The organism is Dickeya sp. MK7 (assembly GCF_000406305.1).
Taxonomy (GTDB): domain Bacteria; phylum Pseudomonadota; class Gammaproteobacteria; order Enterobacterales; family Enterobacteriaceae; genus Dickeya; species Dickeya fangzhongdai.
Genome location: NZ_CM001984.1, coordinates 2847792 through 2871330, shown reverse-complemented (window position 1 = coordinate 2871330; position 23539 = coordinate 2847792). Strand labels below are relative to the sequence as shown.

The 23539-nt window shown below is 56.6% G+C and carries 16 protein-coding genes; 9 read left to right on the top strand and 7 right to left on the bottom strand.

The features are described from left to right. Window positions 1-78: 78 nt before the first annotated feature. The 5 genes from DXXMK7_RS12450 to tyrR all read left to right on the top strand — a co-directional run bounded on the left by DXXMK7_RS12450 (window position 79) and on the right by tyrR (window position 7753). Complete coding sequence (locus tag DXXMK7_RS12450) at window positions 79-1494, top strand: YcjX family protein (RefSeq protein WP_038919377.1); 1416 nt, start codon at window positions 79-81, stop codon at window positions 1492-1494. Beyond that, on the top strand, window positions 1491-2549 hold the full coding sequence (locus tag DXXMK7_RS12445) for a YcjF family protein (protein WP_038919376.1): 1059 nt from the start codon (window positions 1491-1493) through the stop codon (window positions 2547-2549). Before DXXMK7_RS12450 ends, DXXMK7_RS12445 begins: the two co-directional genes overlap by 4 nt. A 264-nt stretch (window positions 2550-2813) precedes the next feature. Further along, window positions 2814-4232 carry an MFS transporter gene (locus DXXMK7_RS12440; protein WP_038919375.1) on the top strand — a complete coding sequence of 473 codons (1419 nt, stop codon included), beginning with the start codon at window positions 2814-2816 and terminating at the stop codon, window positions 4230-4232. Between the two features lie 277 nt (window positions 4233-4509). Further along, the gene (locus DXXMK7_RS12435) at window positions 4510-6069 is read left to right on the top strand and encodes a M20/M25/M40 family metallo-hydrolase (RefSeq protein WP_038921012.1); all 1560 of its coding nucleotides are present in this window, start codon (window positions 4510-4512) and stop codon (window positions 6067-6069) included. A gap of 118 nt (window positions 6070-6187) precedes the next feature. Next, window positions 6188-7753 (top strand): transcriptional regulator TyrR, encoded by a 1566-nt coding sequence (tyrR, locus tag DXXMK7_RS12430; RefSeq protein WP_038669589.1) that lies wholly within the window; start codon window positions 6188-6190, stop codon window positions 7751-7753. Window positions 7754-7881: 128 nt separating this feature from the next. Here the strand turns inward: tyrR and DXXMK7_RS12425 are convergent, their stop codons facing one another. The 3 genes from DXXMK7_RS12425 to DXXMK7_RS12415 form a co-directional block, all read right to left on the bottom strand. Then, window positions 7882-9042 (bottom strand): IS30 family transposase, encoded by a 1161-nt coding sequence (locus DXXMK7_RS12425; RefSeq protein WP_038919373.1) that lies wholly within the window; start codon window positions 9040-9042, stop codon window positions 7882-7884. A gap of 250 nt (window positions 9043-9292) precedes the next feature. Beyond that, window positions 9293-11740: a nuclease-related domain-containing DEAD/DEAH box helicase gene (locus DXXMK7_RS12420; protein ID WP_049842400.1), complete on the bottom strand. Its 2448-nt coding sequence runs from the start codon at window positions 11738-11740 to the stop codon at window positions 9293-9295. 221 nt (window positions 11741-11961) lie between these two features. Continuing rightward, on the bottom strand, window positions 11962-12510 hold the full coding sequence (locus tag DXXMK7_RS12415) for a GNAT family N-acetyltransferase (RefSeq protein ID WP_038919369.1): 549 nt from the start codon (window positions 12508-12510) through the stop codon (window positions 11962-11964). Window positions 12511-12626: 116 nt separating this feature from the next. Here DXXMK7_RS12415 and DXXMK7_RS12410 point away from each other — a divergent pair, with 116 nt between their 5' ends. Further along, on the top strand, window positions 12627-14957 hold the full coding sequence (locus DXXMK7_RS12410; protein WP_038921011.1) for a penicillin acylase family protein: 2331 nt from the start codon (window positions 12627-12629) through the stop codon (window positions 14955-14957). Window positions 14958-15030: 73 nt separating this feature from the next. On the opposite strand, the gene DXXMK7_RS12405 is transcribed toward DXXMK7_RS12410, so the two are convergent. Beyond that, a complete protein-coding gene (locus DXXMK7_RS12405; protein ID WP_225622590.1) occupies window positions 15031-16041 on the bottom strand; it encodes a helix-turn-helix transcriptional regulator in 1011 nt (336 codons plus the stop codon). A 134-nt stretch (window positions 16042-16175) separates the two neighbouring features. On the opposite strand from DXXMK7_RS12405, the gene DXXMK7_RS12400 reads away from it, so the two are divergent. After that, a complete protein-coding gene (locus DXXMK7_RS12400; RefSeq protein WP_038919367.1) occupies window positions 16176-17588 on the top strand; it encodes an MFS transporter in 1413 nt (470 codons plus the stop codon). A gap of 85 nt (window positions 17589-17673) precedes the next feature. Here the strand turns inward: DXXMK7_RS12400 and tpx are convergent, their stop codons facing one another. Together tpx and mpaA are read right to left on the bottom strand one after the other, a co-directional pair. Next, the gene (gene tpx / locus DXXMK7_RS12395) at window positions 17674-18177 is read right to left on the bottom strand and encodes a thiol peroxidase (protein WP_038668336.1); all 504 of its coding nucleotides are present in this window, start codon (window positions 18175-18177) and stop codon (window positions 17674-17676) included. Window positions 18178-18232: 55 nt separating this feature from the next. Then, the gene (gene mpaA, locus DXXMK7_RS12390; protein ID WP_038919366.1) at window positions 18233-18964 is read right to left on the bottom strand and encodes a murein tripeptide amidase MpaA; all 732 of its coding nucleotides are present in this window, start codon (window positions 18962-18964) and stop codon (window positions 18233-18235) included. Window positions 18965-19405: 441 nt separating this feature from the next. On the opposite strand from mpaA, the gene DXXMK7_RS12385 reads away from it, so the two are divergent. Both DXXMK7_RS12385 and zntB read left to right on the top strand, forming a co-directional pair. Next, a complete protein-coding gene (locus tag DXXMK7_RS12385) occupies window positions 19406-20986 on the top strand; it encodes an ABC transporter substrate-binding protein (RefSeq protein ID WP_371206765.1) in 1581 nt (526 codons plus the stop codon). A gap of 148 nt (window positions 20987-21134) precedes the next feature. Then, complete coding sequence (zntB, locus tag DXXMK7_RS12380) at window positions 21135-22121, top strand: zinc transporter ZntB (protein ID WP_038919364.1); 987 nt, start codon at window positions 21135-21137, stop codon at window positions 22119-22121. Between the two features lie 381 nt (window positions 22122-22502). On the opposite strand, the gene ttcA is transcribed toward zntB, so the two are convergent. Next, window positions 22503-23444, bottom strand: a complete 942-nt coding sequence (gene ttcA / locus DXXMK7_RS12375; RefSeq protein WP_038919363.1) for a tRNA 2-thiocytidine(32) synthetase TtcA — start codon at window positions 23442-23444, stop codon at window positions 22503-22505. Window positions 23445-23539: the final 95 nt, after the last annotated feature.

Sequence of the window (23539 nt, the reverse complement as noted above, 5' to 3'; positions counted from 1 at the left end):
TGTTGTCGTTTTTCGTTTTTTTGCGGCGGTCGCACCATAATGCGGTTATCGTCTGGCAGGACAATGAACAGGAGCGTCATGGCTTATTCCCTTCCTTTCAACCGGTTACAGAACGAATTCAACGCGCTGGTCAATCGCAGCGCCGATCGCCATCTGCGGCTGGCGGTCACCGGCCTGAGCCGCAGCGGCAAAACGGCGTTTATTACGTCGCTGGTCAATCAATTGCTCAACGCCCAGCATGGCGCGCGGTTGCCGTTGTTTTCGGTAGCGCGCGAAAACCGGCTGCTGGGCGCCAGGCGCATTCCACAACGGGATCTGGGCATTCCCCGATTTGCGTATGACGAAGGCATGGCGTCGCTGTACGGCGTGCCGCCCGCCTGGCCGACGCCGACCCGCGGCGTCAGCGAAATCAGGCTGGCGCTGCGTTACCGTTCCCGCGACAGCCTGCTGCGCCACTTCCGCGATACCGCCACGCTCTATCTGGAAATCGTCGATTATCCCGGCGAATGGCTGCTGGATCTGCCGCTGCTGGAGCAGAGTTACGCCGACTGGTCGCGCCAGATGTCCACTATGTTGCAGGGCGATCGGCTCAATTGGGCGCAACCCTGGCTGGCGATGTGCGAAGGGCTTGACCTGCTGGCGCCGGCGGATGAGAACCGACTGGCTGCGATCGCCCGGGCATACACCGACTACCTGCTGCGCTGCAAACAGGAAGGGCTGCATTTCATTCAGCCGGGGCGCTTTGTGCTGCCGGGCGATCTGGCCGGCGCGCCGGTATTGCAGTTCTTTCCCTGGCCGTGGCCTGACGACCGGCTGGACGCCACGCTGACGCAGGCGGGCGATCACACCCTGATCGGCATGCTGCGTCAGCGGTTTGATTACTACTGCCAGCATGTGGTGCGCGAATTCTACCGCCAGCACTTTGTGCGCTTCGACCGGCAAATCGTGCTGGTGGACTGCCTGCAACCGCTCAACCACGGCGTACAGTCGTTTAACGATATGCGGCTGGCGCTGACCCAACTGATGCAGAGCTTTCACTACGGTAAGCGCACGTTATTGCGTCGGCTGTTTTCGCCCTGCATCGACCGGCTGATGTTCGCCGCCAGCCAGTCCGACCATATCACCGCCGATCAGCACGCCAATTTGGTGTCGTTGCTACAGCAACTGGTGCAGGAAGCCTGGCGTAATGCGGCGTTCGAGGGGATTGAGATCGACTGTGCGGGGATTGCTTCGGTGCAGGCGACGCAAAGCGGCGTGGTGTCGCATCAGGGGCAGTCGTTGCCGGCTCTGCGCGGCAACCGGCTGGCGGACGGCGAGCCGGTCACCGTGTATCCCGGCGATGTACCGTCACGGCTGCCGGAACCGTCCTTCTGGCGCGAGCAGGGATTCCACTTTGAACCGTTTCGGCCGCTGGAAATGCAGACGGACGCGCCGTTGCCGCATATCCGCCTGGATACGGTGATGGAATTTTTACTGGGAGACAAATTGCGATGAATGAACCGTTGAAACCCCACATCACCTTCGACAATACGCCGGTGGCGCCGGCCGATGCGCCGCTGCGGCCGTCGGTCGCCTTTGCTGACGGCGAGGCGCAACGTTTTATTCCGGCGGCAACGGCCGACGACGACGAACCGGATGACGGCGAGAGCGCCGAGCAGGTGGTCAGCGACGCGTTGCGCCCGCGCCGAAGCCTGTGGCGGAGGATGCTGGGTCTGGGCGTGGCGCTGTTTGGCCTTAGCGCGCTGGCGCAGGGCGGGCGTTCGCTGTATCAGGCCTGGATGAGTCAGGACTGGATTGCGCTCGGCGGCGTGGCGGCGGGCACCCTGATTGTCGGCGCCGGCGTCGGAGCGCTGGCGGTCGAGTGGCGCCGGTTGTATCGGTTGCGCCAGCGGGCGGAAACGCGCGATCGGGCGCGGGAATTGCTCAACAGCCACGGTACGGGCAGCGCCCGCGTCTTTTGTGAGAATCTGGCCCGTCAGGCCGGGTTGGATGTCGGACATCCGGCGCTGCAACGCTGGCAGGCGTCGCTGCACGATACTCACAACGATCGTGAAGTCACCGAGTTGTACGCTCATATGGTGCAACCGGTGCTGGACGCCCGGGCGCGCCGCGAGATCAGCCGCTCCGCCGCCGAGTCGGCGCTGATGATTGCCGTCAGCCCGCTGGCGCTGGTAGACATGGCGTTCATCGCCTGGCGCAATCTGCGGCTGGTCAATCGCATTGCGCGGTTGTACGGCATCGAACTGGGCTATTTCAGCCGTATTCGCCTGTTCCGGCTGGTGCTGCTGAATGTGGCGTTTGCCGGCGCCAGCGAGCTGGTGCGGGAAATCGGTATGGACTGGATGTCTCAGGATTTGGCGGCGCGGCTGTCGGCGCGCGCGGCGCAAGGGCTGGGCGCCGGTCTACTGACCGCGCGGCTGGGTATTCGCGCTATGGAGCTGTGTCGCCCGCTGCCGTGGCTGGATGACAAGCCCCGGCTGGGGGATTTCCGGCGTGAGCTGATTGGCCGGATTCGGGTGAAAACGCCGTCATCGTCGTCTGGGGAGTAATGCCCGGCGCTTGGCATAAAAGCACCTCCACAGGTTGTGCGTTATGTAACCAGTCATATCGCCCGTCGATCGCCATCACACTGCGGATGGCGATAACATCTGGATAACATTCGTAAAGCCCCGATGCAGGATATTGCCGCCCGGTTGCACTTTAATATCCTGCAAATAATGTTATCGACAAACAATAACAAATGATAATTATTGCCGCTATGGTTTGCCAGAACGTTTACCAACGACAACCGACCATCAATCAGGGGCAATACCATGGACTCGACTTTCAGTGCGCGCAACGCGCCGACGGTTTACGACGTCAATCATCCTCTTCCTCTTCACTCGCTGGCGACGCGTATTGATGCCTTACCCTCATCGTGGGGATTGTGGCGTTTCATCATCCTGCTGTCGCTGGGCGGCTTCTTTGAACTTTACGACCTGTTTCAGACGGCTTACATCAGCACCGGGCTGATTGGGGAGAAGATTTTCCACACCGGAAAGGAGGGATTGTTCGGCGTGTCGGATCAGGCTACGTTTGCGTCCGCCACCTTTTTCGGCCTGTTTATCGGCGCCAGCCTGCTAGCGCCGCAGGCGGATCGACTCGGGCGTCGCGCCGCTTTCATGTTTGCGCTGGCGTGGTATGGCGCGTTCTCGCTGTTGATGGCGTTCCAGACGCAGGCGGAATGGGTGATCCTCTGCCGCTTTCTGGTGGGGATTGGTTTGGGGGTAGAGCTGGTGACCATCGATACCTATCTATCCGAATGGGCGCCGACCCACCTGCGTAGCCAGGCGTTTGCGCTGGCATTCTTCATGCAGTTCCTGTCGGTGCCGACGGTGGCGCTGATGTCCTGGTGGCTGGTGCCGCAGACGTTCTGGGGGCTATCCGGCTGGCGTTATGTGGTGATCATCGGCGCGGTATGCTCGCTGGTGGTGTGGCTGCTGCGCCGTAATCTGGTGGAGTCGGCGCGTTGGCTGGCATCGCGTGGACGCTACCGGGAAGCGGAAAAGGTGATGACCGCGATGGAGCACCGCTGCGGCGTACCGCCGGGTAAGGCGCTGGAGCCGCAGACGAAGATTACGCTGCCGTCGCGCGGTCGATTTCTTGATATCTGGTCAGTGCGCTATCGCCGCCGCACCCTGATGCTGGTGGTCATGAATATCTTTCAGGCTATCGGGTTCTTCGGTTTTGGCAACTGGCTGCCGGCGCTGCTGGCGGGACGGGGCGCGACCGTGACTCACAGCCTGCTGTACGCGTTTTTCATTACGCTGGCCTACCCGCTGGGGTCGCTGCTGTGCAGTTGGTACGCCGGCAAACTCGAAAACAAGTGGCAAATCGTGTTGTCGTCGCTGATGACGGTGGTGTGCGGCACGCTGTTTGCCTTTCAGACGCAACCGCTGTGGTTGATTGTCTGTGGTTTTCTGATCACCTATTCCAACGCCTGGCTGACCATCAGCTATCACGCCTATCAGACCGAGGTTTTCCCCACGGCGATCCGCGCCCGCGGCGTGGGTTTCTGTTACTCCTTCAGCCGCCTGTCCACGGCGCTCAGCAGTATCGTCATCGGTTTGATTCTGCAACATTACGACACCAGTGGCGTGCTGGCGTTCATCATCATCAGCATGTTGACCGTGGTGGTGACGGTCGGCGTGTTCGGTCCGCGGACCCGCGGCGTCCGGCTGGAAAATATCTGATATCGGGGGAAAATGCTGTTCCTGCAGCCATAAAATGAATGGGTTGCGGCTTAAAAACAGCGGGGGTTTTGATATAGCCCGCATTCCGCTGCCACGAAGCATGCTTATCTATAAGTAGGTATAAAACCTAAGTAGGGATAAACCCTAAGCAGGGATAAACCTAAGCAGGGATAACCCGGTGGGTGAATCGCGGCCAGATCGCTCAGGCGATGACCGATACTGCCGATAACCAGAAGATGGATGTTCTTTTTTTCCTCTGGCTGGAAGGATACTTATGATGCTTCGTGGCAACAAACTCCTGTTGGCTGGCGCGCTCGGTGCGCTGGTGACGGCAGGTTCCGCTCAGGCGCAGTGGATCATGACGCCGACTGACGCCCAGCGCTTCGCTCAGGCCAGCTTTCCTGAATACCTCGACGGCTTGACGCTCAGCAACGATACCGACGTGGCGGCGGATATTCAGCGCAACCTCAACTGGCTGGACAAGGCTTTTCAGAAGCGGGGATTTACCACCCAGCAACTGGCCAATGGCGCGCACCCGATGCTGTATGCCGAGCTGGGGCCGATGCAACCCAACCGCCCGACCGTGCTGTTCCTGATGCACTTTGATGGTCAGTCGGCCAGCGCGTCCGAATGGAGTACCGACCCCTGGAAACCGACGCTGAAAATCAAGGATTCACGCGGTATCTGGGTGCCGCAACCCAACGAACGGCTGATGCAGCCGGGGCTGGATCCGGAATGGCGCGTGTTCGGGCGCTCGGCCTCGGACGGCAAAGGGGTCATCTCCCTGTTCCTGACCGCGGTGGATGCGCTGAAAAGCGCCAATACCGCCACCACGGTGAATATCAAGGTGCTGCTCGATTCGGAAGAGGAGCGCGGTTCGCCGCACCTGGCCGCGGTGGTCAATCAGAACGCCGCCCGGCTGAAAAATGACGGCGTGGTGATTTTTAACGGCGCAGTGAACACCAATAATGTGCCGGTGCTCACGTTTGGCTATCGCGGGTCGATACAGGTGGACATGACGGTGTTCGGTCCCGACCCGGCGGCCCACAGCGGCGCGTTCGGCAATGTGATCGTCAATCCGGTGCAACAGCTGGCGAGCCTGCTGGCTGGAATCAAAGACGCCAATGGTCGGGTGACGTTGCCGGGGTTTTATGACCGAGTCAAAATCTCCGATGACGAACGCAAACAGCTGGCCGCGCAGGCGCCGCAGCCGGGCACCATCGAAAGCCGTTATGGGGTGACCCAACTGGAAAAAATGGCGCCCAACCCGGTGGAAGCGGTGCAGTATCCGTCGCTGGACGTCATCGGTCTGAAGGCGGGCGATACCGGCCGCAAAGCCATCTACGCCATTCCGTCGACCGCGACCGCCAGCATCAACATTCGTACGGTGCCGGAAACCTCGCCCGATTACCTGTATGACCTGCTGAAAAGGTATGTAACCGCCAACGGTTTCTATATCGTGCGTTCCGACTCGCCCTCGCTGCAGGAGCGTAATCACAACCCCAAACTGATTTCGATGAGCATGATGACGTCGTCCGGTAGTTCGTTTGCCGTGCGTACGCAACTGGCGTCGCCGTTGGCGAAATGGGCGCAGGCCGGCGTGAAAGCGCCGCTTAAAGGCGATCCGGAGAAGAATCGTATGCTGGGGGTGTCGCCGCCGATCAACGGTGCGCTGGCCGCGCTGAAAAGCGCCTTTACCGTGGTGTCGCTGGTAAATGCGGACAATAACGCCTACAGCAGCGACGAAAATATGCGCATCGGCAACTACATCGACGGTATCCGCATTATGGTGTCGATGATGACCACGCCGTTCCCGGAAGAGGAAAAAACCAAGTAAATTCGCTTTTCGGTTGCCGGGGTGTCAACTTTTGCTGACACCCCACTTCATCCGGTGGCGGTGAAAGGGTATGATGCAGCTCTCGTCCCTGCCGCACCTGATGAAGAAGGTTTTATTGATGCGTCTGGAAGTATTTTGTGAAGACCGGATTGGTCTGACTCGTGAGCTGCTCGATCTGCTGGTGCTGCGACATATCGACCTGCGCGGTATCGAAATTGATCCGACGGGTCGGATCTACCTCAATTTTACCACCCTCGGTTTTGATGCGTTCCGTGAGCTGATGACGGAGATTCGCCGCATTCCGGGCGTCAGCGATGTACGCACCGTGGCGTTTATGCCGTCCGAGCGGGAGCATCGGGCGCTGAACGCGCTGCTGGAATCGATGCCGGAGCCGGTGTTGTCGTTCGATCTCAAAGGCAAAGTGGAATTGGTCAACGCCGCCGCGCTCAGCCTGTTTGAGCTGACGCAGGAAAAAGCCCGCGCCCTTAACGTCAGCCAGTTGCTGAACGATTACCACTTTTCCCGTTGGCAGGAGCAGGGCGGCCAGCCGGAAACCACCCGCGTGGTGATCCGCGGGCAGGATTTTCTGCAGGAAGTGACGCCGGTTCATCTGGAAGACGATAAAGGCAAATCTACCGTCGCCGGCGCGCTGGTGACATTGAAGTCGGCAGCGCGCATGGGCCGTCAGTTACAGGACACGCCAGTCAACGACGAACGGGAATTCGACCATATTGTGGCGGTCAGTCCGCGTATGCGTCAGGTGGTGGAGCAGGCGCGCAAGCTGGCGATGCTGGACGCGCCGTTGCTGCTGGTGGGGGAAACCGGCACCGGCAAGGACATGCTGGCCCGCGCCTGTCATTTGCGCAGCCGCCGCGGCAAGCAGCCGTTTCTGGCGCTCAACTGCGCCGCACTGCCGGATGACGTGATGGAAAGCGAGCTTTACGGCCACGCGCCGGGCGCCTATCCCAACGCGCTGGAAGGCAAGAAAGGCTTTTTCGAGCAGGCTAACGGCGGTTCGGTGCTGTTGGACGAAGTCGGCGAAATGTCGCCGCAGATGCAAACCAAACTGCTGCGTTTTCTCAATGACGGCACGTTCCGCCGGGTGGGTGAAGAACACGAGGTGCACGTGGATGTGCGCGTGATCTGCGCCACGCAGAAAAACATGCAGGATCTGGTGCAGCGCGGTCTGTTTCGGGAAGATCTCTATTACCGCCTGAACGTGCTGACGTTGCAACTGCCGCCGCTGCGCGAGTGCCCGGCGGATGTAATGCCGCTGGTGGAGCTGTTTGTGGCCCGTTTTGCCGATGAGCAGGGGATCGCGCGTCCCCACATCGCGCAGGAAGTGCGTAATCTGTTGCCCCAATACGGTTGGCCGGGCAACGTGCGTCAGCTGAAAAACACCATCTATCGGGCGCTGGCGCAACTGGAAGGGGACGAACTACGCCTGCGCGATATCGACCTGCCTGCCTTCCAGCCGGAAATCGTCCACAACGACGATTTGCTGGAAGGGTCGCTGGATGACATCAGCAAACGGTTTGAACGTTCAGTATTAACCCGCCTTTATCAGACCTACCCCAGCACCCGCAAGCTGGCCAAACGGCTCGGCGTGTCTCATACCGCCATCGCCAATAAATTGCGGGAATATGGCCTGAGCAGCCGCAAGGGTGGGGATGAGGACGAGTAATTCTGATGAAAGTGAAAAAGCGGATGGTGTGCCATCCGTTTTTTACTACTGTATTAGTTCATACTTGGGCTGGCAGTGTTATGAGGTGAATAATGGTAAAAATTGGCCGTTTGGTTTGAGCTGTGAGTTCAACCGATGGACGCAACACACTTATTGAACCGCTCTGCGGGTGATTCATAGTCTAGCGTTTTTCTCGGCCTTTCGTTGAGCTGTCTGGCAACACTGTTAAGTCTTTGCTGACTGTGAACCGATAAGTCAGTTCCTTTTGGAAAATATTGTCTGAGCAATCTATTCGTATTTTCATTTGAGCCACGTTGCCAGGGGGATTGAGGATCACAGAAATAAATCTGAATGTCTGTCGCTACAGTAAATCGAGTGTGGCTGGTCATTTCAGCGCCACGATCCCATGTTAATGTTTTATAAAGCTCAACAGGCAATTCCCGTGCTTGTTTGATGAGCGCTGATATAACCGTTATGGTCTTGTTGTCCCTGATTTTGGCCAGCATAACAAAGCGGGAATGGCGCTCTACCAGGGTGACGATATAGGAGTTTTTCGAGCCCTGGAGCAGGTCACCTTCCCAGTGACCCGGTATGGCTCTGTCTGCGGCTTCAGGTGGTCTTTCACTGATAGGTATCGCATCCGGGATTGACCCTAATCCTTTCCCTTTAAGCGATGAGGTTCTGGATCTACGCACTGCTCTTCCACTTCTGAGGCATTGCTGCAGCTCTTTTTTTAATGCTCCCCGGGTTTGTATAAAAAGCGTTTTATAAATTGTTTCGTGTGACACATGCATTTCCTGATTATCGGGATAACAGCGTTTTAGCCAACCGGCGATTTGTTCCGGCGACCAGTCCTGATGCATCTTCTCTGCAATGATTTTACACAATGTGGGGCTTTCAATTAGCTTGCAAGGTTTTGGTCTCAGGGCACTTTCCCATGCAGTAGCATCCGCTTTTGCTGCACGATATTGTTTTGCACCTCCGTGCCTCTTGATCTCGCGGCTAATCGTTGAGGGAGCTCTTGATAATTTGGCAGCGATGTCCCTGATGCTGCGTTTTGCTACCAGCCCTCTGGATATCTCCTCTCTTTCATCAAGCGAAAGCGCTAACCGGTGTCGCTTTCGGACAGGGGGACGGTATCCACCAGTCTGGTGGATAGTGGGCATGATAGAAGAATGAAATCTGTCGAACATTCTGGCGATATCATGCAGGGAATCACCTTGCTTATATCTGTCCCAGATAACCGCCTTCTGCTCTGGCGTGTAGTTAATCCGAGTTCTTCGTTTCATGGCAACGTCCCCCTTCTTTAAGGATAGCGTTGCATCGACCCGTTGAACTCGCGGCGAAAAGCGGAAGTTCGCCCTAAAGGTAAACAAAACCAGTTGTCAGAAGAGTTCTAAAAGAGAATGGTCCACTTTGCCGGGATACTTACACTTACACGAGGAGCGGAAAAAAAGACTTCTTTAATTTGCGAATACCTTATCGATAATGGGGTTCGTTCAAAAATAGGCGTGCGCTCTCTTATGAATAGGTGTCTTATTAATTGATTCTGATCATATAGACACCTTTGCTTTTTTTTGTAATAAGTCCTTTCTGATAGCAGGTGCTAAAAGCATTGGCTACGATAGATTTCCATTGAGGCAAAGAAATCGACTGTTGAATATCATCATATCTGTCATATAAATCCGTGGCTAATTCGGGAGCAACGATATCAGCACCTTTGGGTAGATAAATAATTCTTGATTGTACAAATGCCAATGCCGCACGATATAAAAACCTTCCATGGGGTAATTCGAAATCCCTTTGAGTTTCAGGATTTTTTATTTCAGCATATCGTCTGGCTCCAAATGCGGCTAAGGAATATGGGAGGCGACCAATCGGAACCGAGCTTTTCTCCATTAAAATTGTCTTATCATACTTCATTATACCCTCAATTGTACCCAGAGTAATATCTTTGTAGAAATCAGACGTGTTTTTATTACAAAGCATACATTCTGACTTTAAGCCAAGCATAAATGGAGAAACTACATTACATTTATTGCATTTTTTTAATTCGATGAGGGTTATATATTCAGAGTTATCCTGCACATTGTCGTTAAAATTATAACAGTAAAAATTAAACCGAGATTTTTTATCCCAGTAAAAAATCGGATGTTTGAAATTAGAAACGAGATAATCAAGCCATAAGGATTCGTAACTATTCAAGTCATTCAACTCAACAAGCCATACGCCCCAAGCTTTATGCCATCCCAGGTTGATGCATTTTATATCGAAGGGTTTGAAACCAAGATGAACACGCATAATATTGCTCACCAGTGAGGCAATATGATACGCTTCAATCTTTTCATTGTTCCCCTCTATGGTCAGTAATTGCTCTTGAAATTTTCCTGCTGATTTACCACCCATTAAACTTGGATTATAAAGTGCAATAGCTAATGTTGTAGAACGTGAATATGCGCAAAAAAGCTCAGCATCTACCATGCTTTCGGCATCCAATATAATAACAATGGGCGACTCCAAGCCGCGATAGCGTGATATTGATTCCGTTCTGATGTCGAATTCTAAAAGAATTATTTCATAGGTTAGTGGCAAAGAAAATTTATATAAAGCGACAATGTCTTCTTTCCTTACACCTTCAGTGATGAGGTTTTCAATCAGATCTTTTAAGGACCACTCTGGGCCCGGAATAATCTCTCTTAAGGTTCCTGGCTCTTTATCCCTAATAGAGTGTAGCTGATAAGAAATTTTCCTTACTGATAACAACCTTTCGGTTACTGCCTTAGGCATACGAAGAGCTATAGTTAGCAAAAACGGAAACTCTACTTCTAATAACCTACAAAGTTGCTGCAAATTAATACCAGACTCAAATGGAAATTTTTGAGTTTCATCACAAAAGGCAATAATCTTTTTCTCTGAAAACCACTCCACAAGACATTTACACCATTCTGGATGCAGGGCCTGACACTCATCTATAACAAGGACATCATAATTTTCACTCATACCTTGCTTGATAGCCATTTTGATATCGTCTAAACATCCTGTTTTATACCAATCTTCACTCGCTTGTTCATTGTTTGTATCTAATTGTCGACGAGCTATTGCACATAAACGATGCCATGTTGAAACAGTACATGCAGTTTGGTCAAAATCCAATTGTCTTGTTAAGTACTCAGCCAACAAATTATTAAAGGTCAAAACAAGAACTCTCATCCCGCGCTTTACCATTTCTCGCGCAATCGTAATGCCAATTAACGTTTTTCCCGTACCTGGCCAACCGGTAATAACCATTCGTGGATTATTGCATGCTGTTATGACCACTTCATTCTGCTCATTTGTTAAGGGCAACCAAATCTTATTGTCAAAAAATACTCTAGTCCCCCATTTTGGAGTGCCATCATACTTTGGGCAAAGTGTACTTATTAACTTTTGTTTTTTTGCATCTGACATTGCTGGTATACTAAGAGCTTCCTTCCAATAATTCATAATTTCAACAATTCTCTTACCAAGAGAAGGAAGTTGCCCCATATCAATTGCTATCGATTTGTGTGGGGTCGTACTGATATCAACCAATGCTGCATTAATAATCTGATCAGCAAAATCACTATCTGGGAAGATCAAACCATACCCGATTCGTAACCGTAGTTCTTGATTTCCCCCTAACCACCTTGCTAGCCCGTGGACATTATGACGAGTCTGTTGAATTGGAGAGGTTTTCTTACCCGTTGATAAATGTAAAAATGTTACTCCATCCACCCTGTATCTGCCGCTCTTGACTTCAAGAGCAAGAACCCCTAATTCTTTATGAATTATTAAGAAGTCAATTTCACCAGTAGGTGCGAATTGAGGGTCGATTTCTTTTACTGCTGAGCACAGCCAAGGCAAGCTGTGAATCACTGTAAAGTCATCAGAAAGTTGAGTCTCAATTAACCTGTAAAGTATCACCTCTCCATAACTTTCAGTTACCTGAGGCCCGAAGGAAGGGATCATTTTTGCCACTTAGCTGGTTTCCTTTACATTCACTATCTTGGCTGTCATATCTTGTTCCATTTTATAAAAAATCTATAGTGTCTTCATCAGTGATCTGCATCCCATGAGTTAACACAAACTGGTGTCAGTAATGTCCGTTCGTGGCACACAGCGGACCTCTAATTAGGCATAGCTCAGAGCAGTAAAAATGTCAGGTCAGGTATGCGTCAATACCGATAAAGTCAATGAACCAGCACATCCCCCGGAATCAGCGAATACAAGGCCGCCGTTACCGGCTGGTCGCGAATAATAATCCGGTTGCGCAGCAATCCTTCGAAATGCGCGCCCACTTTTTCCGCCACCCGGCGGCTGGCGTGGTTTTCTTCCGCCGCGACGATTTCCAGCCGGGTCAGCCCCAGCGTGCCGAAACCGAACGGCACGATTTCCCGCACTGCTTCGGGGATCAATCCTTGTCCCTGCGCCGACTGGCGTACCCAGTAGCCGACATTACCGAGGCGATAGGCTTTGTTGATGCTGTTGATGGCGATGGTGCCGAGCAGGCGCCCGGCGGTGCGGTCTATGATAACCAGATCAAACGCCTCGCCCTCGTGGCGTTGCTGTTCACAACAGGCTATCCAGTCCTGCGCCATCGGCAGATCGTAATCGGACATGCACCAGGGCAGCCAGCGCCCTACGGTTTCCTGCGATTCATGTATGGCGTCAAGCAGCGCGGCGGCATCGGAGGGGACAAACGGGCGCAGGCACAGGCGGGCGGTCAGTAACGGAAACATATCTCCTCCAAAAGCGACAATGGCAGATACAGGATGATACAAATGATAATGCAACAGTTTTCCGCCTCACGCTATTGTCATGATGGCTCGCCTGAATAACGAGGGAGGACAGGGTGGTGCGTTTGAACAACTGGCTACGGATAACGGTTGGCGGGCTGGCGCTGTGCGCCGTACTGGCGGCGGCGATCGCCATCGCCGTGTGGATGCTGTTGCGTCAGAGTTTGCCCCAGTTGGATGGCGAGCTGGGCGTGCCGGGGCTACATACGCCGGTGACGGTGGAGCGAGACGACGCCGGCGTGCCGATCATCCGGGCTGGCGACCGTCTGTCCGCCGCGTTCGCGCTAGGGTTTGTCCATGCGCAGGATCGCTTTTTCCAGATGGATTTGCTCCGGCGCAGCGCGTCAGGGGAACTGGCGGCGTTAGTCGGCGCGGCGGCGTTGCCGCTGGACCGCCAGCACCGGCTGTTTTTGCTGCGTCGGCAGGTTTCCGGACGCTGGCAGCAACTGCCCGTCGATCAGCAGCAGATCCTGCGTAGCTATGCCGACGGCGTGAATGCCGGGTTGCATAGCCTGAAAACACGGCCGTTCGAATACTGGCTGCTGCGTGTTGAACCGCAAGTCTGGCTGCCGGAAGACACCCTGCTGACGATTGCCGCGATGTATTTTGATCTGCAGGATAATCAGTTCGGCCGCGAATACGCCCGCGGCTGGATTGCCAGCCAGAGCACGCCGGAGCAGGCCGACTTTCTGTTGCCGGACGCCAGCGTGTGGGATGCGCCGTTGGTGGGGCAATTGCCGCCGGCGCCGGCGTTGCCTGCCGCGCCGCCTGAGTGGTGGGGGCAGCAGAACAGTGCGGCGTTTGCTCCCGGCGGCGCCGACGAACAAGCCAAAGGCAGCAACGGTTGGCTGGTGCGTACGCCGGAGCGAGCGATACTGGCGAACGACATGCATCTTGGGTTGCGTTTGCCAACGGTGTGGTATCGCGCACAGCTTATCTATCCGACGGAAGACGGAACGCTGCGCCTGACCGGGCTCTCTCTGCCCGGCGCGCCCGCCATCGTCAGCGGCAGCAATGAGCATATCGCCTGGGGTTTTACCAATAGTTACGCCGATACCTTCGACTGGGTGAAACTGAATAGCGCCGAGGGCAATCCGCATCTGGTGCAGGAAACGCTGGCGGTCAGTCATGGCGAGTCGCAGTCAATGACGGTGCAAACCAGCGACTGGGGACCGATTGTCGATACCGGGCAAGGGCGCATGGCGATGCACTGGGTGTTGCAGTTGCCGGGCTCGCTGGATCTGTCGTTGATGGCGCTGGCGGAAACCCGCACGGTGCCGGAGGCGCTGACTACCGGGCAACGAACCGGCCTGCCGGTGCAAAATCTGCTGGTGGCCGACAGTCACGGGCACATCGGCTGGACGCTGGCCGGAGTGCTGCCGGACCGGCTGATGCCCGGCGTACAGAACAGTTTTCCGCTGACGAGCGTGCTGCAGGCGCGCTGGCGTGACACGGCGCTGCCGCCCGCATCCCATCCTCAACTGGTCGACCCGCCGCAAGGGGTGATTGTGACCGCCAACAACCGCTTGCTGTTTGATGAGCAAGGGGACATCGTCGGGGATGGCGGCGCCGACCCTGGCGTACGCGCGTCGGCGATTCATCAGGCGCTGGGCGACGTCAGGCAGCCGGATATCGCCGCGATGCATCGCATCCAGTTGGACAACCGTGCGCTGCTGGCGGCGAGCTGGCGCGACCGGCTGCTCGATTGCCTGAATGCCTCCGGCCCGGACGTTATCGCGGGTCAGTCGACAATCAACCTGTTATTGCAACAATGGAACGGGCAGGCGGCGGCCGACTCAACGGCTTATCTGCTGCTGAGCCGCTGGCGCGAGACGCTGTACCAGCGGTTGTTCGGCACGCTGGATCAGCAACTGGCGCAGGCGTGGCCGGAGGCCAGCTACCGTGCCGCTAATCCACGCTGGGATGTGACGGTGCAACAACTGATGCATGATGAAGCACGCCAGTGGGTGCCCGCGCCCGCTAAAGACTGGTGCCAGTTCTCGTTGCAACAGCTGGCGACGGTATGGCGGGAGAACGGGGAGGGCAGCCGTAAATGGGGGGACGTTAACCAGAGCCGCATCGCTCACCCGCTGGCCTCGTCGCTGCCGCTGCTGGGCCATCTGCTGCGGGTGCCGGCGGAACCGCTCTCCGGAGACAATCATGTACCGCATGTTAATCGCCCAACGTTCGGCGCTTCGGAACGGCTGGTGATTTCGCCGGGCGATGAAGCCAACGCGACCCTAAGCCTGCCGGGCGGGCAGAGCGGTAATCCGCTCAGTCGCTGGTGGCTGGATGGGTATCGCCGCTGGATGAGCGAGGCGCTGACGCCGCTGCTGCCGGGCGTCGGCTCCAGCCGGCTGGAACTAAAACCGGCCTCCGCCCAGCCTTAAGGCGGCATCATAAGAGCCTATCCCATACGGCTATTTCACTTGCCATTTTGGCTCTGGGCAGTGCTCGAAATCCTCACGTACTACGTGTACGCTCCGGGTTCTGCGCGCTGCCCGTGTCTAAACTGGCTGCGCCAATAACGCCTACTGGGATAGGCTCTAAATCGCGGGGCGCAATCTGGCTTGTCTGAGGCTGTTCGCCGGGCGGCGGCAACTGCGCGAGTTGCGCCAGCCGCGCATTGTCCTGCTCGCTGGCAGGCATGTAAACCAGCATCCGGTCACCGTTGCGGGATGCGCTCCACCAGTTGATCTGACGCAGGGTGAAAATGCCCAGCGTCGGATGACGAAAGCGTTTGATCTTGTCATCCACGCCTTGAATCTCGTAGCGCTGGTACCACAACTGGCGAAACTCTTCAGACGCGCTCAGGTAGCGCTGCAATTGTGCCTCCCACAGCGGTTCGTCCGCGTGTTCCGTCATCTGCGCCCGAAACATCGCCACCAGATTGGGTAACAGCTCGTGCTGATCCACCAGCCGTTCCCGCCAGTTCGGGTGGGTGAGCGCCAGCCAGATACAGTTGCGATCTTCCGGCGCCATCTGATGCAGGTCGATATCCAGCAACCGACACCAGGCGAGGTTAAACCCCAGAACGGTAAAGCGGGCGTTGACGATCACCGCCGGGAACGGGTTGAGCTGATCGAGGATACGCTGGCTATCGGCGCTGATTTTCTCGCAACTGGCCTGTGCGGCCGGGGAGAACGGCAGCCCCGCCAGCATAAACAGATGCCGGGTTTCCGCTTCGTTGAACTGCAGGGCTTTGGCAATGGCGGTCAGCGTTTTGGCGGAGGCGCGGATTTCCCGCCCTTGTTCCAGCCAGGTGTACCAGGTAATGCCCACGTCCGCCAGCAGCGCCACATCTTCGCGGCGTAGCCCCGGCGTACGCCGTTTACGAGGTAGCGACAGGCCCAGACGCAGTGGATCGAGGCTTTCACGTCGTGCGCGCAAAAACGCGCCCAGCCGTTTGCGGTTATCCGGTTGCAACGGTGTAACACGGGTGTCGGCCTGTGGGGTGGGTATCGTCATGACCATAGCGCGAGCCTCCGGATAACGCGGTGAATCGTTACAGACAGGTAGTTTTTATACCAGGATAAACAGGAACTGGTACCCGTTTAAATTATCGATAATGCTAACTGCCTCACAGAATTAGCACAATGGGTACATCGATGAAACAGGTTTCACTTTCACAGGGGCTCACCGGCATCGGCCTGATGGTGTTGCTGACCGGCCAACTGCTGCCGATGATCGATTTTTCGATCGTTAACGTGGCGCTGGAAGCGATCGCCCATTCACTTTCCGCCAGCCCGGCTGAACTGGAACTGGTGGTGTCGGTTTATGGCGTGGCATTTGCCGTATCGCTGGCGATGGGCGGCCGGCTGGGCGATAACCTGGGTCGCCGCCAGGTGTTCATTGCCGGCGTGGCGCTGTTCGGCGTGGCTTCGCTGTTGTGCGGCATCGCTCAGGCGGTATGGGTGTTGCTGGCGGCTCGAGCGTTGCAGGGGATTGGCGCCGCGCTGGTGGTGCCGCAGATTCTGGCGACCATTCATGTCTGCCTGCGCGGGCGCGAGCATGCCCGGGCGCTGGGTTTTTATAGCGCCATCGGCGGACTGGCCTTCGTGGTCGGGCAGGTACTGGGCGGCTTTCTGATTCAGTTGGACATCGCTGGTTATGGCTGGCGCAGTGTGTTTCTGGTCAATCTGCCGGTCTGCCTGCTGGTGCTGCTGTTGGCGCCGTCGCGTCTGCCGGACACCCGCGGCGAAAAACCGGTGGCGCTGGATATGCCCGGTACGGTGCTGCTGTCGCTAATGCTGGCTAGCCTGCTGTTCCCGCTGGCCTTGGGTCCAATCTGGCACTGGCCGTGGTCCTGCGTTGCGGTACTGCTGAGCAGTCTGGTGTGGTTTGCGCTGCTGTGGCGGGTGGAGCGTCGTCAGCCGGCGCCGTTGCTGCCGCCTGCGCTGTTTCGGCTGCCGGGGATCCGCTTCGGTTTGTTGCTGGCGCTGCTGTTTTTCTCCAGTTGGAGCGGCTTTATGTTTGCCGTTGCCTACACCCTGCAATCCGGCGCCGGTTTTACCCCGCTGCAGTCGGGCAACAGCTTTATCGGACTGGGGCTGTCCTATTTTGTTGCGTCGCTGTTCAGCGGCCGTCTCACCACCCGTATTGGCAATATAGGGGCGTTGCTGACCGGATGCGCCATCCAGATGAGCGGACTGGCGCTGCTGATGGCGTCGCTGGCGTGGCGCTGGCCGGTCTCGGTGCTGCAATTGCTGCCCGCGACCATGATGATTGGCTTTGGTCAGGCGTTTATCGTCAGCAGCTTTTATCGCATTGGGCTGTCTGATGTGCAGACGCATCAGGCCGGCGCGGGCAGCGCGCTGCTTTCCACCATGCAACAGGCGTCGCTGGGGCTGGGGCCCATTGTGCTGGGTACGGTGCTGGTGCAGGTGCTGCATACCAGCGGCGGGAATTTTGCCAGCGCGCTGATTGCCACGCTGATGGCGGAATGGGGGCTGATGCTGGTATTGGTGTTGTGCGCGTTACGCAACCGGCTGACGCTGGCGCACCCACGATCAGTGGCATGAGGGCGATAACGGCGGCAAGGCGGTTTGGATAAAAAAATGCCAGTCGGTCGACTGGCATGGTTAACGCGGATATTGAGGACCGAACTTATTTCAGTACGGCGATAGCTGCGTCGTAGTCCGGTTCGGTGGTGATTTCGTTCACCAGTTCGCTGTGCAGCACGTTGTCGTTTTCGTCCAGCACCACGACGGCGCGTGCAGTCAGACCTTTCAGCGCGCCTTCGGCAATCGCCACACCGTAGTTTTCCTTGAATTCGGCGCCGCGCAGGGTGGACAGCACCACCACATTGTTCAGGCCTTCAGCGCCGCAGAAGCGGGACTGGGCGAACGGCAGGTCGGCGGAGATGCAAAGTACAACGGTATTATCCAGGCTGGATGCCAGCTGATTGAATTTACGCACGGACGCGGCGCACACGCCGGTATCGATGCTCGGGAAAATGTTCAGGACTTTGCGCTTGCCTGCGTAGTGGCTCAGCGCCACGTCAGAGAGGTCTTTGGCAACCAGTGAAAACGCCGGTGCTTTACCGCCGGCCGCCGGGAAAGATCCTGCTACCGGCACCGGGTTACCCTGGAAATGTACATTTGTTGACATGCTTACGTCCTTCATTACAGGTGATTAACATGTCGATCAGTGTAGGGCAACATGATCAACATTGGTATAAAAAATTATGGGTCAGCAGCCGGGTCAAGGCGGTCAGATAGCGGTGATTGGCGCTGTCGGCGGCAATCACCGGCAACTCGGCGGTGATGCAGTGCAAGTGGCGCTCGGCACACCAACTGCCAAATGAACCCGGCGTTGGGTATCCCACGCTGTCGACCAGCGGCAGCGCGAATTCACGCGCCAGCCAGCCGCCCAGCTCGGAACGTTGGGGATCGTCGATGCAGGCCAGCGGTTCATGAAAGGACACCACCCACGGCGGCGCCATCTGGTCGATCAGGCGGCACAACGCCTGGGTTTCCGGTTCGGAGCCGGGGCTATCGCCGGTGGAGAGCTGTACGTCGCGCACCGGGGTGTCTTCGCTCCAGCGATAGAGGGTACCGTTCGGCTGCCAGTTGGTCGCCGGGAAATTACGGTTGAGATCAACGCCGCCGGCATTGGCGCGCAGGCCCAACTGACAGCCATCCGGGTTGACCGCCAGCACCACATGATGAGCCCGGCTGCCCGGCGGTAGCGTACGCAACGCGCAGGAGAGCGCCACCACCGATGCGGTTTCATCGCCGTGCGTGCCGGCGAGGATCAATCCGCTGTGTTTCCCTTCCACTTCCGCCGGGAACCACAGCAGCGGCGCCCCCAGTCGTGAACGGCCATATTCCCGGCCCGGCGCAGCAAAGAACCCGCGTTCGGTACGGGGTCGGTGAAGAAACTCGGCGTCTGTCATGGCGGCATCCTGAACAATAGTCGGCGGTGTTTTGCCTGATGATAACAAAAAATCCATGTTGGTCGCGGCAGCACGCCTGAAATCGCGGGACGCTCCGCAAACCGGTGTCGCGCCGCTGGCTGGAAGGCCGGGTTTGAGACTATGATAACTTCCAGCCTGATAACGATTTTTTCAGTAGATATGCCTTAAATGCTCTGGTGCGCCGGGCAGCTCACGCGCCTGCAACCTGAAGTATGCCGGGTATAGATGGATTCTTTTTTGGACCGGTGATGATCGCGTACCGCCTTCCGGGCGCAGAGATGACTCCCGGTCGTCCTGAATCCCTCCCGCGGCGTCGATTTGATGCGGCGGGCTGGCGAAGGCAGGGCCTCTTTGGTTTAAGGACACAACATGCAATTTCGTTATTCCGCAGTTTCCGTGGGCGTGGTTTCCGCCGTGCTGATGACAGCCTTGATAACCCCGGCGGGCGCGGCGCAGGTTCCTCCCGGCGCCGTTCTGGCGGACCGACAGGAGATCGTCCGTCATATCAAGGATGAACCGGCTTCGCTGGACCCGATTAAAGCGGTTGGTTTGCCGGAGATTCAGGTGATTCGCGACCTGTTCGAAGGGCTGGTGAATCAGGACGCGCAGGGTAACCCGATTCCCGGCGTCGCCCAGCGCTGGCAGACTAACGATAACCGCACCTTCATTTTTACTCTGCGCCCTGATGCGCGCTGGTCGAACGGCGATCCGGTCACCGCTAAAGATTTTGTCTATAGCTGGCGGCGACTGGCGACGCCGCAAAATACCTCGCCGTTTAGCTGGTTCATCCGGCTGGCGGGGATCGTCAATGCTGATGATATCCTGTCCGGCAAGCTGCCCGCCGACAAGCTGGGCGTCATTGCGGTTGACGATCACACGTTAAAGGTGCAACTGAGTAAGCCGGTGCCTTATTTCATCAGCCTGATGGCTAATTTCAGCCTTTATCCGGTGCATCAGGCCACGGTGGAAAAATACGGCAATGAGTGGATCAAACCGGGCAATCTGGTGGGTAACGGCGCCTTCGTGCTCAAAGATCGGGTGGTCAATGAAAAACTGGTGCTGGTGCCGAATAGCCATTACTGGGATCACGCCAATACCCGGCTGACGCAGGTCACCTTTGTGCCGATCAATCAGGAATCCAACGCCACCAAGCGCTATCAGGCCGGTGATATCGACATCACCGAGTCGTTTCCCAAGAATCAGTACCAGAAACTGCTGAAGGATCTGCCGGGGCAGATCTTTACCCCGGACCAGCTCGGTACTTACTACTATGCGTTCAACACGCAGCGCGCGCCGACCAACGACGTGCGGGTACGCAAGGCGCTGTCTTATGCCATCGACCGTAAGATTATCGCCGGGAAAGTGTTGGGAACCGGCGAGAAACCGGCCTATCGCTTTACGCCGGATGTCACCGCCGGGTTCAAACCGCAGCCGGGGCAACTGCAGCAGTATTCGCAGGCCGAACTGGATATGCAGGCCAAAGCGTTGATGGCGGCGGCCGGGTATGGTCCGTCAAAACCGCTGAAACTGACGCTGCTGTACAATACGCAGGAAGTGCATCAAAAAATCGCCATCGCCGTCGCGTCGATGTGGAAAACCAAGCTCGGCGTAGACGTGAAACTGGTGAATCAGGAATGGAAAACCTACATCGACAGCCGCAATACGGGGAATTTTGATGTCATACGCGCCTCCTGGGTCGGCGATTACAACGAGCCGTCTACCTTCCTGTCGCTGCTGACCGCCAGTCATAGCGGCAATATCGCCCGTTTCAACAACGCCGATTATGATCGACTGATGGCGGATACCACCGGGCAGACTGACCGAAAGATACTGAACGAGGATTACAACCGCGCTGAGCAGATTTTGGCGGAGCAGGCGCCAATTGCGCCGATTTACCAGTACACCAACGGGCGGTTGATTAAACCCTGGGTGAAAGGGTATCCCATCACTAACCCTGAGGATGTTGCCTACAGCCAGACGCTCTATATTTTGAAACACTGACTGGCGGGCTTTCATACCGTTTGTTGCACACGGTGTTGCGCCCGCCACTCCGCCCAGGCACGGTGCAGCGGAGGATGCATCCCTTTCCGATTGCAGTCATTGATGCAGGCAGTAAGATGGACGCCGTGTGCATAGAGGGAGATAACGTGTGGAAGTGACTGAAAATAAAGCTATCCGACACACCGGCGCCGTCTTTACCTGTCAGTTGGACGGCAAGGGAGGCATTCTGCCGCTGGTGGAGAGCGCTCTGGGCGAGGAAGCGGAGCTGCCTGCCTGGCTGCATCTTGACTCGACGCAACCGGCTAGCGTGCGCTGGCTGCATGAAACCACCCTGTTGCCGGATAGCGTACGTAACGCGCTGGCGGGGGAGAGTGCGCGTCCTCGCGTAGTACGGCTTGGCGAAGGCACGCTGGTGACCCTGCGCAGCATCAATTACAACCCTAATGCCCGGCCGGATGAGCTGGTGGCGATTCGGGTGTTTATCTCCGACCGCCTGATTGTTTCCACCCGGCGCCGTAAAGTGGCGGCGATTGATGAGGTGATGAGCGATCTGAAAGAGGGCAACGGCCCTGCCAACAGCGGCGACTGGATAGTGTCTATCGCCGAGGCGTTAACGGATCACACCAGTGAGTTCATTGATGAGCTGCACGAAAAAATCATCGATCTGGAAGATGCGTTGCTGGAACAGCGTATTCCGCCGCGCGGCGAACTGGCGCTGATTCGCAAACAACTGATTGTGTTACGTCGCTACATGACGCCGCAGCGTGATATTTTCTCGCGCTTGTCCGGCGAGAAGTTTGGCTGGATGCAGGATGACGACCGCCGCCGCATGCAGGAGATTGCCGAACGTCTCGGCCGCGGTCTGGAAGATCTGGACGCCAGTATCGCCCGTACGACAGTGATTGCCGATGAAATCACCACGCTGATGACCGACGCCATGAACCGGCGCACGTATACCATGTCGTTGCTGGCGATGGTTTTCCTGCCTACTACTTTTTTGACCGGGTTGTTTGGCGTCAATCTGGGCGGGATTCCGGGAGCCAACAGCGGCATCGGATTTGGCGTATTCTGCCTGATGTTGGTGTTGTTGGTCAGCGGCGTTGCCTGGTGGTTAAAACGCAGTAAATGGTTGTGAGTGGCATGGCGAAATTATTGCGTGGGATATCACACAACCGCCGGCGGCGATAAAAACCATTGTTAATATTGAGCAATATCAACATTTTTGGTCTATGTCTGCGGCACTATCCCTCTCGCAGGTGAATGCAACGTCAAGCGATGGGCGTTGCGCTCCATATTGTCTTACTTCCTTTTTTGAATTACTGCATAGCACAATTAATTCACACCATGCCGACGTTTTGTCGGCTTTTTTTTTGCCCGCGATTCCGGCGCGCCATGCTTGAACGAGTGCCTATAGCGAGTCTGTGAATGCGGGAGTCTCGTCTGAACAGCCGTTTTTATCTGGAAAGACAGCATGACGGAGAGAGGGGACGTTGGCGGCCGTGAAGCCGCCGGTGAATTAACGAATCTCCAGTACGTTCAGTCGCTCCAGCGGGCGGGCGTTGTCTTCTTCATCCTCATCCGGCTGCCAGCCTACCGGCTGTGATGGCATGTCTTCACGGTCGAACGCCAGATCGCCGCCGTCCACCACCTCGCTGCCCTGACGAATCGATTTGAAATCGAACAGGTTGGTGTCGCACAGATGCGACGGCACCGCATTCTGCATGGCGCTGAACATGGTTTCGATTCGGCCGGGGTAACGTTTGTCCCAGTCACGCAGCATGTCCTTGATCACCTGGCGTTGCAGGTTGGGCTGCGAGCCGCACAGATTACACGGGATGATCGGGAACTGGCGTGCGTCGGCAAAACGTTCAATGTCTTTTTCACGGCAGTACGCCAGCGGGCGGATCACCACATGTTTACCGTCGTCGCTCACCAGTTTCGGCGGCATGCCTTTCAGTTTGCCGCCGTAGAACATATTCAGAAACAGCGTTTGCAGGATATCGTCACGGTGGTGGCCGAGCGCAATCTTGGTGGCGCCCAGTTCGGTGGCGGTGCGGTACAGAATGCCGCGGCGCAGGCGCGAGCAAAGCGAACAGGTGGTCTTGCCTTCCGGAATCTTCTCTTTGACGATGCCGTAGGTATTCTCTTCCACAATCTTGTACTCAACGCCGATGCTGTCCAGATACTGCGGCAGCACATGCTCCGGGAACCCCGGCTGCTTCTGGTCCAGGTTCACCGCCACCAGCGAGAAATTCACCGGCGCGCTTTGCTGCAGATTGCGCAGGATCTCCAGCATGGTATAGCTGTCTTTGCCGCCGGACAGGCACACCATGATCCGATCGCCGTCTTCGATCATATTGAAATCGGCGATCGCTTCACCTACGTTGCGACGCAGGCGCTTTTGCAATTTGTTGAGGTTGTACTGCTGCTTGGGTGTAACTGATTGATTTTCTGACATTTAACGGTAACTCGTGTTCATGGGGCCGGTGCTCCAGCATTGCTGGGGGCTAAGTGTACCATTAAGTGCGTGGTAGGGGAGTCTGGCGGCACATA

Excerpts from the sequence above, each read along its gene's own strand:
- DXXMK7_RS12405 (WP_225622590.1), bottom strand. The coding sequence starts at position 16,041 with ATGGTCATGACGATACCCACCCCACAGGCCGACACCCGTGTTACACCG.
- ttcA (WP_038919363.1), bottom strand. The coding sequence starts at position 23,444 with ATGTCAGAAAATCAATCAGTTACACCCAAGCAGCAGTACAACCTCAAC.
- DXXMK7_RS12435 (WP_038921012.1), top strand. The coding sequence starts at position 4,510 with ATGCTTCGTGGCAACAAACTCCTGTTGGCTGGCGCGCTCGGTGCGCTG.
- DXXMK7_RS12385 (WP_371206765.1), top strand. The coding sequence starts at position 19,406 with ATGACAGCCTTGATAACCCCGGCGGGCGCGGCGCAGGTTCCTCCCGGC.
- mpaA (WP_038919366.1), bottom strand. The coding sequence starts at position 18,964 with ATGACAGACGCCGAGTTTCTTCACCGACCCCGTACCGAACGCGGGTTC.
- DXXMK7_RS12450 (WP_038919377.1), top strand. The coding sequence starts at position 79 with ATGGCTTATTCCCTTCCTTTCAACCGGTTACAGAACGAATTCAACGCG.
- DXXMK7_RS12400 (WP_038919367.1), top strand. The coding sequence starts at position 16,176 with ATGAAACAGGTTTCACTTTCACAGGGGCTCACCGGCATCGGCCTGATG.
- DXXMK7_RS12440 (WP_038919375.1), top strand. The coding sequence starts at position 2,814 with ATGGACTCGACTTTCAGTGCGCGCAACGCGCCGACGGTTTACGACGTC.
- tpx (WP_038668336.1), bottom strand. The coding sequence starts at position 18,177 with ATGTCAACAAATGTACATTTCCAGGGTAACCCGGTGCCGGTAGCAGGA.
- DXXMK7_RS12420 (WP_049842400.1), bottom strand. The coding sequence starts at position 11,740 with ATGATCCCTTCCTTCGGGCCTCAGGTAACTGAAAGTTATGGAGAGGTG.
- tyrR (WP_038669589.1), top strand. The coding sequence starts at position 6,188 with ATGCGTCTGGAAGTATTTTGTGAAGACCGGATTGGTCTGACTCGTGAG.
- DXXMK7_RS12445 (WP_038919376.1), top strand. The coding sequence starts at position 1,491 with ATGAATGAACCGTTGAAACCCCACATCACCTTCGACAATACGCCGGTG.
- DXXMK7_RS12415 (WP_038919369.1), bottom strand. The coding sequence starts at position 12,510 with ATGTTTCCGTTACTGACCGCCCGCCTGTGCCTGCGCCCGTTTGTCCCC.
- DXXMK7_RS12425 (WP_038919373.1), bottom strand. The coding sequence starts at position 9,042 with ATGAAACGAAGAACTCGGATTAACTACACGCCAGAGCAGAAGGCGGTT.